This is a genomic window from Streptomyces sp. NPDC111507 (assembly GCF_055638955.1).
In genome coordinates this window covers 668,666-682,290 of sequence record NZ_JBVKBU010000001.1, presented here as the reverse complement: position 1 = coordinate 682,290, position 13,625 = coordinate 668,666, and the positions used below count along the sequence as shown (strand labels likewise).

The window sequence follows — 13,625 nt, the reverse complement described above, 5'->3', positions numbered from 1 at the left end:
TCACCGCGGTGCGGGCCGTTCCCACAGCGTCTGTCGGCGCCCCCGTCCAGGCCGTGCCACGCACCGCTGGTGTGACAACGGCTCGGCGCGGTCGGGTCCCCTTCCCCATCGATGTGGCGGAGGGCGGCGGATGGAGTGCCTGGGCCCTGACCGCCGCACAGGTGGACACGCTCAGCTCCGAGGATGCCCGCAAACTCATCGAGGTTCGTCCAGCCGTCCGGGGCGCAGACCGTTCCCGCTGGGAGCTGAGGGCCAGACGGACGGTCGGTGCGGTCCGACTCGGCACGGCCGAGGGCGCCGTCCAGCTGCGTATCGCCCCGAAGGTCACGGTGGACCGGCTCCTGTATTTGCTGGCCTACGCGCCGCGCTGGGCGCGCTGGCAGCCCGACCCGGTCGACGCGGCCGTACGGAACGAACTGTTCCCGGCGATCGCCCACACTTTCGCCCGAGCAGCCGAACAGGCACTCCGTCGCGGCCCGCTGTCCGGATACCGGGGCCGCGAGGACACCTCGATGATGCTGCGCGGGCGGCTACGCGCAGCCGCCCAGCTCCGCAGCCGCCCGGGTCTCGCCCTTCCGCTGGAGATCTCGTACGACGAACACACCCCTGACATCCCCGAGAACCAACTGCTGCTTGGTGCGGCCCGTCGCCTCACCAGGCTTCCGGAAGTGCAGCCGCAGGACCGTGCCAGACTCCGGCGGTTGGACGCCCTGTTGGACGGCGTGACCGCACCGGTGCTCGGAGCTCCCGTATCGGCCTGGACCGCCAGCAGACTCAACGCCCACTACATCCCGGCGCTGCGCCTCGCCGAGATCATCCTCAAGGGCGCTTCATTCGAATACATCGATGGCCGGCCGGTCAGGGTGGACGGCCTCCTCCTCAACATGGAGAAAGCCTTCGAGGAGTTCCTCGCGAAGGCCCTCGGGTCCGCTCTGGAACGGCAGATTGGAGGGCGCTTCCAGGCCCAGGCGAACACACACTTCCTGGACGACCGGAGCGAGTACCCCCTCCTGCCCGACCTCGTGCACAAACTGCCTGGCGAGGACGGGTCCCTGCACCCGGCCATCCTCGTGGACGCCAAGTACCAGGACGGCGTCAAGCGGGCCAATCTCTACCAGATGTTGGCGTACTGCACCTGCTTCGGGCTGTCCGAAGGACATCTCGTATCCGTCGCGGGGCACGAGGACGGCACGGGGATACGCGTCCCGGTTCCTGGCGGTGCGATCATGCTGTACCAGCATGTGGTGGACCTGTCTCTGCCGCCCCAGGCGCTCACGGCACGCATCGACAACCTCGCGAGGACGATCGCGGCAGCTCGGACCACAACTCCACGGCCCCGTACGAGGGCTGGAATGTGAGCGTGGGAACAGACCCTATGCAGTGACTCCTTCGGGCATGGCACCCTGCCGGATTCGGACACGACATAGTGGCGGTACCTGCCAGACGGGGAGTATGAGCGGATGATGACGTCCGATCCTTCCGGCCCCGAGCGCGCCGATCAGGCCCATCGCCGTTGAGTCAGCCTTGGGCCAGGTCGTAGAGCTTGCAAGCGGCGTAGCGCACCGCGTCGCCACCGCCGGGGCTGTTGTTCACCAGCTTCGTGCGACGCAGCATCAGTCGTAGATGGCGTGCCGCATCGCTGCTGTTGTCAGGGCCTGCGTCAAAAGCACCGCGGTCGCGTTACCGTCGAGTTCTGCACGGTCGCATCTACGGAGTGTCCGTTGGCCGGCTGACCGAGCGTGACGCTGCCGCCCGGTTTCTTGGCCAGTTCCTGATAGAGCAGTTTGAGTAGCCCGGTCGAGGACGTGGCATCGCCCCTCTGGGCGGTCCCATCGGCTGCCAGCAGGTCGGTGGCGATGCTCTTCCGGGGCCGCCAGTAGGTGGCGTCGCCCGTCGCGCTGCTGCGCGCGGCGAGCGCGTGGGCTGGTGGCTTGAACGGAGACGCAACTGCGTGCCTTTCCGTTCAACCTGTACACCACCGACTCCCACCAGGGCGAGTAGCCGCCCCTTCAGGAAGAACAGCACCAGGCGTCGGCGTACGCGGAAAGCGCTGTGGTCTCACGGGGCACCTGGTGCTGGAAGGGCCCCTGTGCCGCGATGGACTGCTCCACGACGCGCAACCTTCCGGAAGGCCGCCGGTCTAAACAGGCACACACCTACGCGAGCTACTGGGGGGTAGTCATGCGACGGATAGGTACTGCACTGGCCGCGATGATGCTGGCGGGCGGCGGCCTGTTGGCCGGCACGGTTCCGGCGGTGGCCGCGCCGACGGCCGTGGACTGTGCCGTGACGTGGGGGAGCCTGGACAAGACCGGTGACTCCGTTGCCTCCAGGCGACTGGCCGACGTGAGGACCGGACAGCACGAGTGCTTCGACCGTCTGGTCTTCGACGCCCAGGGCACGGCGGCCGACCCCATCGGCTACACCGTCCGCTATGTCGACGTACTGCACCAGGACCCGAGCGACGTCGTGGTTCCGATCAAGGGCGGAGCCATTCTGGAGATCTCGCTGTTCTCCCCGCGCTACGACCCGGCGACCGGGAAGCCCTACCCGCCGCTTCCGTCCGTCAACGTCACCGGGTACCGGACGTTCCGGGAGTTCAAGTTCACTGGTGGCTCCGAGGGCTACACCCAAGCGGGACTGGGCGTCCGCGCCCGGCTGCCGTTCCGGGTCTTCCAGACGGCCAACCATCTCGTAGTGGACGTGGCTCACACCTGGTGACCCCGTGCGGCCGGGCGCGCGTTTCGCTGATGTGCCCCCGGCCCTGCTCCACCCGGCACGATGAAACAGGTCGGCCGGCAGCAAGGATCGCCGGTAGCGCACCTGGCTGCCTCCGTGGGGATCGCGGTGTTCGGACTCCTTGACAACTTTGAAAGACCCCACCTCTTGCTCGCGGGTTCCCGGAGATGCCCGCGTTCGCTCCCCGCCCTCCCGGGTGGGGGCGTGGCTGGGCGTGTCAACGAGTCGGTTCTCCCAGGGCCTTGAACGAGACCAGACCGGCCTCGATGAGCCTGGCCGCGCGGCGGACGTCGGCGGTCACCGCCTTGTGCACCTGCTCAGGTGCGCGGACGCCCTCCAGGTGCTTGCCCAGACTCCGGAACTGGATGGGCCACAGCCCGAGCAGGGCCGTTGCCGCGATCTGCGGCTCGGGATCATCGGGGCTCATCCCGGTGCGCTGGGCCAGCGCACCGGCCGCGACGCGGATGAGTCGGTCGGTCATGTCGTGGTGATAGGCCCGCAGCGAGGGCGTGGACCGGGTCAGTTCGCGGAAGCGTCTGATCATGGCGGCGGCCTGGACCGGGTCGTCCTGTGCGGCGATCCAGGACACCAGGCCGCGCAGTTCGCCGGAGAGGATCCCCAGCACCGCTTCGACCGGAGAGCGGCCGGGGAGGGCCAGGTCGGTACGCAGGGCGGTCATCGTGTTCTCACCGAGGTCCAGGACGAGCGATTCCTTGGTGGGGAAGTAGTTGAAGACCGTCTTCTCCGAGACACCGCACGCCTCGGCGATCTCTGCTACGCGAACGCCGTCGAAACCGTGCTCCAGGAACATCTCGGTCGCGGTGTCCGACAGGCGCTGCCGCATCAGCCGCTTCTTCCGCTCCCGCAACCCCTCGGCCTTGGGCTCCCCGACCTGTCTGCGCCATCCCGTCCAGTCCACCGTGCTCACGCGGGACAGCGTAGTCCAGCGAAGAGATTCTTACTGCTACTGTATCTTTTCAGTCGCTGTAAAATTATTCTCCGGCCAGACGTCCACACCACCCTGGGAGCCCCGTGAGCGCCATCCATATCGTCCGCGACTACCCGCATTCCCCCGCGAAGGTCTGGCGCGCCGTCACCAACCCGGCGCTCATCCCCCTGTGGACCGCGACCGGCGCCGGGGCGCGACCGGAAGGATTCGCCACCACCGTCGGCACCGAGTTCCGGTTCGTCGCGAAGCCGAAGCCGGGCTGGAGCGGCATCGTCGACTGCGTCGTGCTGGAGTTGGACGAGCCGCGACTGTTGCGTTATTCGTGGACCGACCGCGGCGGCGGTGAGACCACGGAGGTCGCCTACCTGATCGAGCCCCATGCCACGGGAACGCGCTTCACTTACGACCATACGGGCTTCACAGGAACCGGCGGGTTCTTCATGGCCCAGATCCTGGGCCACGTCCGGCGCAAGATGCTGCGCGTCGGATTGCCCGCGGTGCTCAACGACCTCGACGAAGCAGGCAGGCTCCACCCCGGCAGCAGTCCCAGGCGAAAGAACTGACGGCTGCCGACCACAAGGCAGATCGAGCAGATCATCCGACCCCAGGAGCGACGAAGTCCCGTCCGGACCGCCGCAGGGTGCGATGTTGTCGCACGTAGCCATCGGGTAGCCGCAGAAGCGCCCTCCCTGTGCGTTTGCGCAGGTCATGGTGTTGCGGTGGCTCTCCCCGGTGTACAGCCCGACTCGTCTGCCGCTACCTGCGGCTTTCCTGAGAAAGAGCCTCTGACCTGCGTCGGATGTCGCCGCTGCGGGAGGAAAGCTTCAGCCTGCAGGCCAACGCAAGAAAGCCGCCACCCCCGCTGTCTGCCCGTATGCCCCGCTGACGGGCTTCTCAGACGCCCTCTACCGCCGAGGCAGGCGACGGCGTCGCCGCCGGGCAAAAGCCCTACTTGTCCTGGATGGATCTCAGTCCGTCCGGCCCAAGGGCGTGTGTCGCCGTGGTCAGGAAGTCGTGCACGTGCCCGTCGCGGCGGCCGTCGAGTACGGCGAGGCAGGTCTCGGTCGGTGGGACGTCGGTCACCGGGCGGTGTACGAGGTCGGGGCGTGAGTAGGAGCGGGCGACGCTGCGTGGGAGTAGGGCGATGCCCTGTCCGGCCGCGATGAGTTCGAGTTTCTCCTCCACCGTCGCGGTGCGGCGCGCGTGGAAGTCGAGGATCGTCTCGCCGTCTAGGGCGGCCAGGGTCAGTCGGCGGCGGGACGCCAGGGGGTGCGTGGTGGGCAGGCATACGACCTTCGGTTCGCTGCCCAGCGGGACGGTGCGGAGCCCGTTCGTGTCGAAGGGGTGGCGCAGGAAGCCGATGTCGGCCCGGCCGTCCCGGAGCGCCTCGCCCTTCTCGTACCAGTTCAGGTGGAGCAGTTCGATCTCGACGTCGGGGTGGGTCCGGGTGAACGCGCGGACCGCGAGGGAGACGCTGAGGCCGGGGGCGAAGCCGACGACCAGACGGTCGGCGCGGGCGGCGCCGTGCACCCGGCGGGTCGCGGCCTGCGCGGCGGCGAGTACGCCCGGCGCGTCTTCGTAGAGTTGCCGGCCGGCCGGGGTCAGACGCACGCTGCGGGTCGTACGCACCAGCAGCGTGCAGCCCAACTCCTGTTCCAGTGCGCGGATCTGACGGCTCAACACCGGCTGTGCGATGTGCAGTTGCGCGGCGGCGCGGCCGAAGTGCTCGTGCTGCGCGACGGCCGTGAAGTACCGCAGTTTGCGCAGGTCCAGATCCATGCCCTGAGGGTATCAATGTGCCCGAAGAGGTATTGGACGCGTGACGTCGGGCGAGCGCAGAGTGACGGGGCACGGTGTTCGGGCAGCCCGTTCGCCGGTTGTCAGGAGGTTCCTTTCGTGATCGTCATTACTGCGCCCACCGGACAGATCGGCCGCCAGGTCCTCGACATCGTCCTGGCCGACTCCCTCGGCGGCGGTGAACCGGTCCGGGTGATCGCGCGCGATCCCGCCCGGCTCTCGCCGCGGGTACGCGAGCGGGTCGAGGTCGTGACCGGCTCGCACGGCGACCCCGATGTCGTCGAGGCGGCGTTCGCCGGAGCGGACAGCGTCTTCTGGCTGGTGCCGCCCAACCCGCGGGCCGAGCGGGTCGAGGACGTCTATGTGGAGTTCAGCCGGCCCGCGTGCGAGGCCTTCAAGAGGCAGGGGGTCGAGCGGGTCGTGGGGATCTCGGCCCTGGGGCGTGGGGTGCCCGGGAACGCCGGGCTGGTGTCGGCGTCCCTGGCGATGGACGACCTGATCGCGGGTACGGGCGTGGGTTACCGGGCGCTGACGCTGCCCTCGTTCATGGACAACCTGCTGCGTCAGGCCGAGGCCATCAAGGACCAGGGTGTGTTCTTCCAGCCTGTCGCCGGGGACCTCAAGGCGCCGACCTGTGCCACCCGTGACATCGCCGCCGTGGCCGCCGGGCTGTTGCTCGACCACTCCTGGAGCGGGCAGGGCGAGGTCCCGGTGCTCGGGCCCGAGGACCTGTCCTTCGAGGACATGGCGCGGATCATGTCCGAGGTGCTGGGGAAGCCGGTGCGGTTCCAGTACGTCCCCGTCGAGTCGTTCAGGAACTCGCTGACGCAGCGGGGGATGTCCGAGGCGATGGCGCAGGGCATGGCGGACATGGCGACGGCCAAGGACCGTGGCCTCGACAACGCCGAACCACGCACCCCGGGGGCCACCACCCCCACCACCTTCCGTCAGTGGTGCGAGGAGATCCTCAAGCCGGCCGTTCTCGCCTGACGGCCGCGACGCACGAGGGCCGCGACGCACGACGGCCGCAACGCACGACGGCCGCAACGCACGAGGGCCGGACGGCGGCCCCGAATCTTCGGGCGCGCCGTCCGGCCCTGCCGCGTCCGGCGGTCAGGCCTCGCGTACCTCCTCCAGGCGTACGGGACGGTGCTCGGCCAGTGAAAGGGCGCAGGCCTCGGCGATCCAGCCGGCCTCGATGGCGTCGGCGACCGTGCACGGCGAGGTGGCGCGGCCCGCGACGACCTCCGTGAAGGCGGTGAGTTCGGCGCGGTAGGCGGGCGCGAACCGGTCCATGAAGAAGTCGTGCGGCGGCCCCGCCGGGAAGGTGGCGCCCGGCTCGACGGAACGCAGCGGCAGCTTGTCCTCCAGGCCCACGGCGATGCTGTCGCGCATGCCGTGCAGCTCCAGACGGACGTCGTAACCCCGCGCGTTGTGGCGGGAGTTGGAGACCAGGGCGATGGTGCCGTCGTCGAGGGTGAGGATCGCGGACGCCGTGTCGACGTCACCCGCCTCGGCGATGTACTCGGCACCCCGGTTGCCACCGGCCGCGTACACCTCGACCACCTCGCGGCCCGTGACCCACCGCACGATGTCGAAGTCGTGGACGCTACAGTCACGGAAGATGCCCCCGGAGACCGCGACGTACGCGGCGGGCGGCGGCGCCGGGTCCAGCGTGGTGGACCGTACGGTGTGCAGCTTGCCGAGTTCGCCGCTCACCACGGCCTTGCGGGCGGCCACACAGCCCGCGTCGAAACGCCGGTTGTAGCCGATCTGCACCTCGACACCGCTGTCCCGGACGCTTTCCAGCACGTCGAGGCTCTCCTCGACGGTCCGCGCCACCGGCTTCTCGCAGAAGACCGGGATACCCGCCTTGACCGCGGCGAGGATGAGCGCGGGGTGCGCGTCGGTGGCGGCCGCGATGACGATGCCGTCGACCCCGGCGGCGAGCACCGCTTCGGGGGAGTCCACCGCCGTCGCCCCGAACCGCTCCACCGCCGCCGCGGTGGCCGCCGCCACCGGGTCGCTGACGACCAGGGTGTCCACCGCGTCGAGCCCGGCGAGGGTCGCCGCGTGGAAGGCGCCGATCCGGCCCAGTCCCAGGATGCCGATACGCATGAGATTGCTCCTAAAGCCAGTGAGGGTGTGCCCGCCGAGGGAGGGGCGAGGGAGGGAGAAGGGAGGAGGGGGGTGCGGTGAGGGGCAGGGGGTCAGGGGGTCAGTCGAGGCCGCCGAAGACGATCTGGTCCCAGTCGATGACCGAGCCCGTGACCACGCCACTGCGGTCGGAGAGCAGGAAGACGACGAAGTCGGCGATCTCGTCGACCTGGCCCAGCTTGCCCATCGGCTGGGTCTTCGCCGCCTTCTCCCGCCAGTCGTCGCCCGCGCCGTGGAAGGCGCGCTGGATCTCCTCCTCGCCCTCGGTGTCCGTCCAGCCGATGTTGAGGCCGTTGATCCGGACCCGGTCCCAGCGGTGCGCGTGGGCGGCGTTGCGGGTGAGGCCCATGAGCCCGGCCTTGGCGGCGACGTACGGGGCGAGGAAGGACTGCCCGCCGTGCGCGGAGGACGTGATGATGTTGACGACGGTGCCCGGCGCCCCGCGGTCCACCAGATGCTGGACGGCGGCCTGCATCGCGAAGAACGGTGCCCGCAGGTTGATCGCCATGTGCGCGTCGAACAGTTCCGGCGTGGTGTCCAGGAGCGTGCCGCGTGACGTCAGCCCGGCCGCGTTCACCAGGCAGTCGATCCGCCCGTGGGCGGCCACGACCTGCTCGACACTGCCACGCGCCTGCGCGGGATCGGTCAGATCGGCCCGTACGAACGTGGCGCCGGTCCGAGCGGCGAACCTCTCGCCGAGCTCGGTGCGGCGCCCCGTGAAGGCGACCGTGGCGCCCTCGCGCACCGCCGCGCGCACGATGCCCGCGCCGACGCCCTGGCTGCCGCCGTTGACGAGGACGACCTTGTCCTCGAGCAGTTGGTTCATGAGAGTGCTGCCGCCTTCCGGCGCGGTGACATTTCTGCCAGTCTCATGAGACCCGGACCGTCAATCAATCCGCAGAGAACCATCAAAAACCCCTCATTGATCTCCTCGATCACGGGACGCAGCGAAGGAAGCCATGGGACATCCGTACACGATCCGCGAGATCGCCCGGCAGGCCGGCCTGAGCGAGGCGACGGTCGACCGGGTCCTCAACCATCGAGGCGGCGTGCGCGAGAGCACGGCGCGGGAGGTGCAGCAGGCCATCAAGGACCTGGACCGGCAGCGCACCCAGGTCCGCATCGGCGGCCGCACCTTCATGATCGACATCGTGATGCAGACCCCGGAGCGGTTCTCCTCGGCGGTACGCGACGCCCTGGAGGCCGAACTGCCGTCCCTGCACCCGGCGATCGTCCGCTCACGGTTCCACTTCCGCGAGACGGACCCCGCGGCGGAGCTGGTGAAGGACCTGGACAGGATCGCCGCGCGCGGTTCTCAGGGAGTGATCCTCAAGGCCCCGGAGGTCCCCGAGGTCACCGCCGCGGTCGGCCGGCTGGTGGCGGCCGGCATCCCGGTGGTCACGCTGGTGACGGATCTGCCCAGCAGCCCGCGGCTGGCGTACGTCGGCATCGACAACCGGGCCGCCGGAGCCACCGCCGCCTACCTGATACGCCAGTGGCTGGCCGACCGTCCGGGGCATGTGCTCGTCACGATCAGCCGGGGGTCCTTCCGCAACGAGGAGGAGCGCGAGATGGGTTTCCGCAGCGGGATGCGCGGCGGCGGGCCCGTACGCCGACTGGTCGAGGTCACGGACAGCGACGGGCTGGACTCCACCCAGCGGGCCCTGGTCCTGGCGGCTCTGGAGCGGGATCCGGAGATCAACGCCGTCTACTCCATCGGCGGCGGCAACACCGCGACCATCGACGCCTTCGCGGCGCTCGGCCGGGGGGTGCTGGCCTTCGTCGCGCACGACCTGGACCACGACAACACCCGGCTGCTGGCGGAGGGGAAGCTGTCCGCGGTGCTCCACCACGACCTGCGCCAGGACATGCGGCGCGCCTGCCAGACCATCATGCGGGCCCAGCAGGCGCTGCCGGACGAGGGTCCGTTCCTGCCGTCGGCGATCCAGGTGGTGACGCCGTACAACATGCCGCCGTACAACGTGCCGTCGGTGTGAGCATCCCGTACCCGCGGGGACGGATCTCGCATCCCCGGGGACGGATCCCGTACCTGCGGGGGGACGGATCCCGTGCCCGCGGGGGACAGGCGGACGTCTATGCGGTCGGGCCCAACGGCTGTCCCGCGGGGCCGCTCTCCCGCGCGTGCGCCGCGCCGCCGATGTCCGTGCCCGCCCAGGACAGCGCCGTCCAGCCCTCCTCGGGTGAGCCCTCCAGGATCACGATGTCGGTGTTGTCCAGCCGGTGCTCGGTCGCGAAGGACATGTCGACGTTGTGCGCCCGAGCCGCCGTCCACACCCGGATCGCGGCGCCGTGGCTGACCATGGCGACGCTGCCCGCGCCGGTCGCCGCGGCCTCCGCGACCACCGCGTCGAACCGGCCCAGCGCCTCGGTGCCGTTCTCGCCGCCCGGCATCCGCAGCCCGGTGTCCCCGGCCACCCAGGCGAACGCCGTCGTGAAGTACGTCCTGGCCGCCTCGGTGTCGCCGCGCATCATCTCCAGGTCGCCGGCCTCCAGCTCACGGATGCCGTCGCGTACGACCACCTCGAGGCCGCGGGCGGCCGCCAGCGGGGCGGCCGTCAGCTGAGTGCGGGTCAGCGTGGAGACGTACAGCAGGTCGATGTCCACGTCCGCGAGCGTCTGGGGCAGCGCGGCGGCCTGCTTCTCGCCGAGGTCGGTCAGACCCGGTCCGGGGACGGCGGTGTCCAGGAGGAACGCCACGTTGGACGGGGTCTGGCCGTGGCGGATGAGGATCAGGCGCATACGGTCACCTTCTCAGACGGCGCTACGACGGATGCGGCGGCCCGGGCGGTCGGGGCCGCCCCCTGGAGGGCAGACCCGCCCGGCGGGGAAGAGCTGCCCCGCAGGAAAGAGCCGCCTCCGCAGGACGGAGTAGCCCCCGCAGGACGGAGTAGCCCCCGCAGGACGGAGCAGCCTCCGCAGGACGGAGTGGCCCCGTGCCCCGGCCGCCCGCCCCGTGCCTCAGCTGCCGACCGTGAACCAGGTCGCCCGGGACTTCTTCCACTCGGGGTGGGTGAGGTCCTTGGCCTCCGTGCCGTCGCCGTACAGGTCGGCGGAGCCGTCGTCGGTGATCAGCTGGGCGCGGGCGCCGGGAACGGTGAGATCCGGGACGTCGACGACCGACTCCCAGCCGCCCGGGTCCGAGGTGGGCAGGTCGAGCCGCTTGACCGGGGCGTGCGCCGGGTCGCCGTCCCAGGAGTACAGGGCGTACGGGTCGGAGTTGTCGTCGGCGGCCCAGGAGCCCGCGACGATCAGGTACTGGTTCGCGGCGTTCTTGCGCAGGTCGCGCACGGAGAGGCCGCCGAGGTCCAGCTCGATCGGCGTCCCGAAGACGGCCTTGGCGCCGCTGCCCACCACCTTGTCCATGTTCGTGACGGGCACGAGGAACGCCTTGCCGCCGGCGACCGCCGGGGCGAGCGGCGCGCGGAAGCCGAGGTACGCGGTCGTCGTCGACCCCGGCGCGAACTCCAGCCCCTCCACGTTGAACCCGTCGATCTGCTTGGGGACCTGGCCGTCGGCGGTGCCCGCCGCGAAGCCGTAGCGGTCGCCGTGGGCCTCGTCCCAGGCCACGAGGTCGTCGCGGAGCTTGCCGTACGAGCCGCCGTACGACAGCGCGGTCGCCGCGCCCGAGCCGCTGACCTTGGTGGTGAAGACGGTGTTGCGGGCGGACTTGTACTCGCCGTCCTTGTTGTTGCCCAGCGAGCCCGTCCAGTAGATCGTGTCGCCGACGCGCGTGCCGGCCTCGATGTCGATCTCCTTCGAGACACCGATGTTCGAGCTGAAGTCCCAGGTCTTCACGGGCGCGCCCGAGGCCGAACGGTCGTACAGCCGCAGGGTGTTGGACTCGTCGTCCGCCACCACCGCATAGCCGCCCCCGACGTCCACGGCGGCGGAGGCGTCGCTGGACCCCGTGAAGTACCGGCTGTCCGCGGCCTGTTGGACGGCGGCCGACGCGGCGTAGTGCAGGGTCTTGGTGGCGGTCGTGCCGTCCACGCCGGTGACCTTCACGGTCAGGTCGGTGTAGCCCCGGCCGCGCGCGGCGATGGCGACCTGGCGGGTGGCGCCGGTGCCGGTGACCGTGACGTCGGCGGTGGTCGCCACGGAGGTCTTGCTGCTCTTGGTCACCGTGACCGTGAGCGCTCCGGCGTCCGCGCCGCTCTGTGCGACCGTCACCTTCACGACCGGATCCCCGCTCGCCCCCACCGCGCCGGACAGATAGGACGCCGACAGCGACAGCGTCGGAGTCCCGTAACTCGCCGCTCGGGCCTGGCTTCCCAGCCCCAGGACGGCGAGCGCGAGCACCCCACTGGCGACGGCGAGCGTCCTGCGGCCACGGGGGAGAAGGTAGTCCTGCACGGGGACCCTTTCGTCGGCGTGATGTCGACGAGAAGGCTCGGCCGTCCCCACCAACTGCCGACGGCCCGCACACGTCCACGGGGTGAACAAGTGCGGGCGCGGCTCACGTAGTTGGATCCGTCCCGAGCGACCGCCGCGTGACGCCCGTCAGATGGGCCATGAAGACCTCGCGCGCGTCCGGCGTCAGCGTGCGCAGCGCGATCAGCGCCGTGATGACGACGTCGCAGAGCTCGGACCGTACGTCGTCCCAGGTGTGGCTGGCGCCCTTGCGCGGGTTCTGGCCGGTCGCGCCGATCACCGCCTCGGCGACCTCGCCGACCTCCTCCGACAGTTTCAGGATGCGCAGCAGCAGGCCCTCCTGGCCGCCGTGCGCGCGGTGGGCGTCCAGCCAGGAGTGCAGGCGGTCGATGGATTCCCAGACGTCGTCATCAGCCATGGGGCAAGCTTCCCGCACCGGCCGTGCGCCCCGGCCCACACGTACCCCCGCTCCCGCGCCTACTCCTCGAACAGGGCCTCCTGCTTGCCCTCGGCCGCCTCGCGCACCCTCTTGTTCCGGGCGCCCACCACGGCCAGCGTGGCCGCCGCCGTCACGCCGAGTGCCACGGGGACCATCCAGCCGCGGTTCACGGTGTGGCCGAGGGCGTGGTCCAGCGAGAGGCGGCCGGGGCCCGCCACCGCGAGGCCCGCCGCCGTCAGGGCCAGCGACGCCGCGTGCTCGTAGCCGCCGTTCATCGCGAAGAACCCGTTGGGCAGATGCACCGCGGCCGCGCCCACCATCCCCCCGGCCGCCGCCGCACCCGCCGCGGGGGTCGCGAGGCCCAGCGCCAGCAGGGTGCCCCCGCCGGCCTCGGCCAGCCCCGCCGCCACCGCGCTCGCCTTGCCGGGCGTGTAGCCCATGGCCTCCATGGCGGTCCCGGTCCCCTCGAGGCCGCCCCCGCCGAACCAGCCGAACAGCTTTTGCGTCCCGTGCGCGGCCAGCACTCCGCCCGTGCCCAGACGGAGCAACAGCAGTCCCAGATCGCTTCGGTCGTAACAGGTCACGGTGGCTCCCAGAGCAGACGGACGGCGGTAATGGTCAACGGTCCCTCCCGTGGCTCCACCGTCGCACCGATGGCGCGTGACCGACGTGTTCGGGGTGTCGTTCGGGTGGCGGGCGCCCGGGACCGGTGTGAGGGTGACTCCCATGACGATTCAGGTAGCGAAACTCAGCGACCCGGCCGTCCGGGCCTTCGTCACCGCTGTGAACGCCCATGACCGTGACGCCTTCCAGGCCCTCCTCGCACCCGGCGCGACCATGTCCGACGACGGTGCCGACCGCGACCTCGCCGACTGGACCGATCGGGAGATCTTCTCCTCCCGCGGCCACATGGAGGTCGACAACGAGTCGAAGGGCGGCCGTGCCCTCATCGCCCGCTACAGCAACGACACTTGGGGCGAGATGAAGACGAGGTGGAGCTTCGTCGTCGACGACGGCGGCAGGATCATCCGCTTCGAGACCGGCCAGGCGTAGCCCGACCGTCCCGGGGTCTTTCGCCAGCGGCGGCGCGAACGTGCGAGGGCCGCTCACCGCCGCGCGGTCGGCCGAGGCCGACCGCGTGCTGGGACGGTG

14 protein-coding genes are annotated in these 13,625 nt (G+C 70.5%); 6 read left to right on the top strand and 8 right to left on the bottom strand.

Translation table 11 applies throughout. The annotated features are described in order from the left end of the window. Positions 1-53: 53 nt before the first annotated feature. Together ACZ7M2_RS03090 and ACZ7M2_RS03085 are read left to right on the top strand one after the other, a co-directional pair. A complete protein-coding gene (locus ACZ7M2_RS03090) occupies positions 54-1,358 on the top strand; it encodes an McrC family protein (RefSeq protein WP_471593888.1) in 1,305 nt (434 codons plus the stop codon). Positions 1,359-2,181: 823 nt separating this feature from the next. Beyond that, a complete protein-coding gene (locus ACZ7M2_RS03085; RefSeq protein ID WP_471593887.1) occupies positions 2,182-2,721 on the top strand; it encodes an AMIN-like domain-containing (lipo)protein in 540 nt (179 codons plus the stop codon). 235 nt (positions 2,722-2,956) lie between these two features. On the opposite strand, the gene ACZ7M2_RS03080 is transcribed toward ACZ7M2_RS03085, so the two are convergent. Next, entirely contained in the window at positions 2,957-3,667 is a 711-nt protein-coding gene (locus ACZ7M2_RS03080; RefSeq protein ID WP_471593886.1) for a TetR/AcrR family transcriptional regulator, read from the bottom strand. A gap of 104 nt (positions 3,668-3,771) precedes the next feature. On the opposite strand from ACZ7M2_RS03080, the gene ACZ7M2_RS03075 reads away from it, so the two are divergent. After that, positions 3,772-4,251 carry an SRPBCC family protein gene (locus ACZ7M2_RS03075; protein WP_471593885.1) on the top strand — a complete coding sequence of 160 codons (480 nt, stop codon included), beginning with the start codon at positions 3,772-3,774 and terminating at the stop codon, positions 4,249-4,251. Positions 4,252-4,636: 385 nt separating this feature from the next. Here the strand turns inward: ACZ7M2_RS03075 and ACZ7M2_RS03070 are convergent, their stop codons facing one another. Next, positions 4,637-5,467: a LysR family transcriptional regulator gene (locus ACZ7M2_RS03070; RefSeq protein WP_471593884.1), complete on the bottom strand. Its 831-nt coding sequence runs from the start codon at positions 5,465-5,467 to the stop codon at positions 4,637-4,639. A gap of 117 nt (positions 5,468-5,584) precedes the next feature. Here ACZ7M2_RS03070 and ACZ7M2_RS03065 point away from each other — a divergent pair, with 117 nt between their 5' ends. Further along, positions 5,585-6,475 carry an NmrA family NAD(P)-binding protein gene (locus ACZ7M2_RS03065; RefSeq protein ID WP_471593883.1) on the top strand — a complete coding sequence of 297 codons (891 nt, stop codon included), beginning with the start codon at positions 5,585-5,587 and terminating at the stop codon, positions 6,473-6,475. Between the two features lie 123 nt (positions 6,476-6,598). Here ACZ7M2_RS03065 and ACZ7M2_RS03060 read toward each other — a convergent pair whose 3' ends face one another. Continuing rightward, complete coding sequence (locus ACZ7M2_RS03060) at positions 6,599-7,603, bottom strand: Gfo/Idh/MocA family protein (RefSeq protein ID WP_060897193.1); 1,005 nt, start codon at positions 7,601-7,603, stop codon at positions 6,599-6,601. Positions 7,604-7,703: 100 nt separating this feature from the next. Beyond that, positions 7,704-8,468 (bottom strand): SDR family oxidoreductase, encoded by a 765-nt coding sequence (locus ACZ7M2_RS03055; protein ID WP_471593882.1) that lies wholly within the window; start codon positions 8,466-8,468, stop codon positions 7,704-7,706. A gap of 133 nt (positions 8,469-8,601) precedes the next feature. Here ACZ7M2_RS03055 and ACZ7M2_RS03050 point away from each other — a divergent pair, with 133 nt between their 5' ends. Beyond that, a complete protein-coding gene (locus tag ACZ7M2_RS03050) occupies positions 8,602-9,639 on the top strand; it encodes a LacI family DNA-binding transcriptional regulator (RefSeq protein ID WP_352045597.1) in 1,038 nt (345 codons plus the stop codon). Positions 9,640-9,736: 97 nt separating this feature from the next. On the opposite strand, the gene ACZ7M2_RS03045 is transcribed toward ACZ7M2_RS03050, so the two are convergent. From ACZ7M2_RS03045 to ACZ7M2_RS03030, 4 genes are all read right to left on the bottom strand, one after another. Beyond that, positions 9,737-10,402, bottom strand: a complete 666-nt coding sequence (locus ACZ7M2_RS03045; RefSeq protein WP_471593881.1) for a histidine phosphatase family protein — start codon at positions 10,400-10,402, stop codon at positions 9,737-9,739. A gap of 219 nt (positions 10,403-10,621) precedes the next feature. Further along, the gene (locus ACZ7M2_RS03040; protein WP_471593880.1) at positions 10,622-12,016 is read right to left on the bottom strand and encodes a hypothetical protein; all 1,395 of its coding nucleotides are present in this window, start codon (positions 12,014-12,016) and stop codon (positions 10,622-10,624) included. A gap of 103 nt (positions 12,017-12,119) precedes the next feature. Continuing rightward, positions 12,120-12,452, bottom strand: coding sequence for a MazG-like family protein (locus tag ACZ7M2_RS03035; RefSeq protein WP_471593879.1), 333 nt, complete (start codon positions 12,450-12,452; stop codon positions 12,120-12,122). A 59-nt stretch (positions 12,453-12,511) separates the two neighbouring features. After that, positions 12,512-13,057, bottom strand: a complete 546-nt coding sequence (locus ACZ7M2_RS03030; RefSeq protein ID WP_261684368.1) for a DoxX family protein — start codon at positions 13,055-13,057, stop codon at positions 12,512-12,514. A gap of 142 nt (positions 13,058-13,199) precedes the next feature. Between ACZ7M2_RS03030 and ACZ7M2_RS03025 the strand changes: the two genes are divergently transcribed. Beyond that, positions 13,200-13,526 (top strand): nuclear transport factor 2 family protein, encoded by a 327-nt coding sequence (locus ACZ7M2_RS03025; RefSeq protein WP_352045593.1) that lies wholly within the window; start codon positions 13,200-13,202, stop codon positions 13,524-13,526. Positions 13,527-13,625 lie beyond the last annotated feature (99 nt).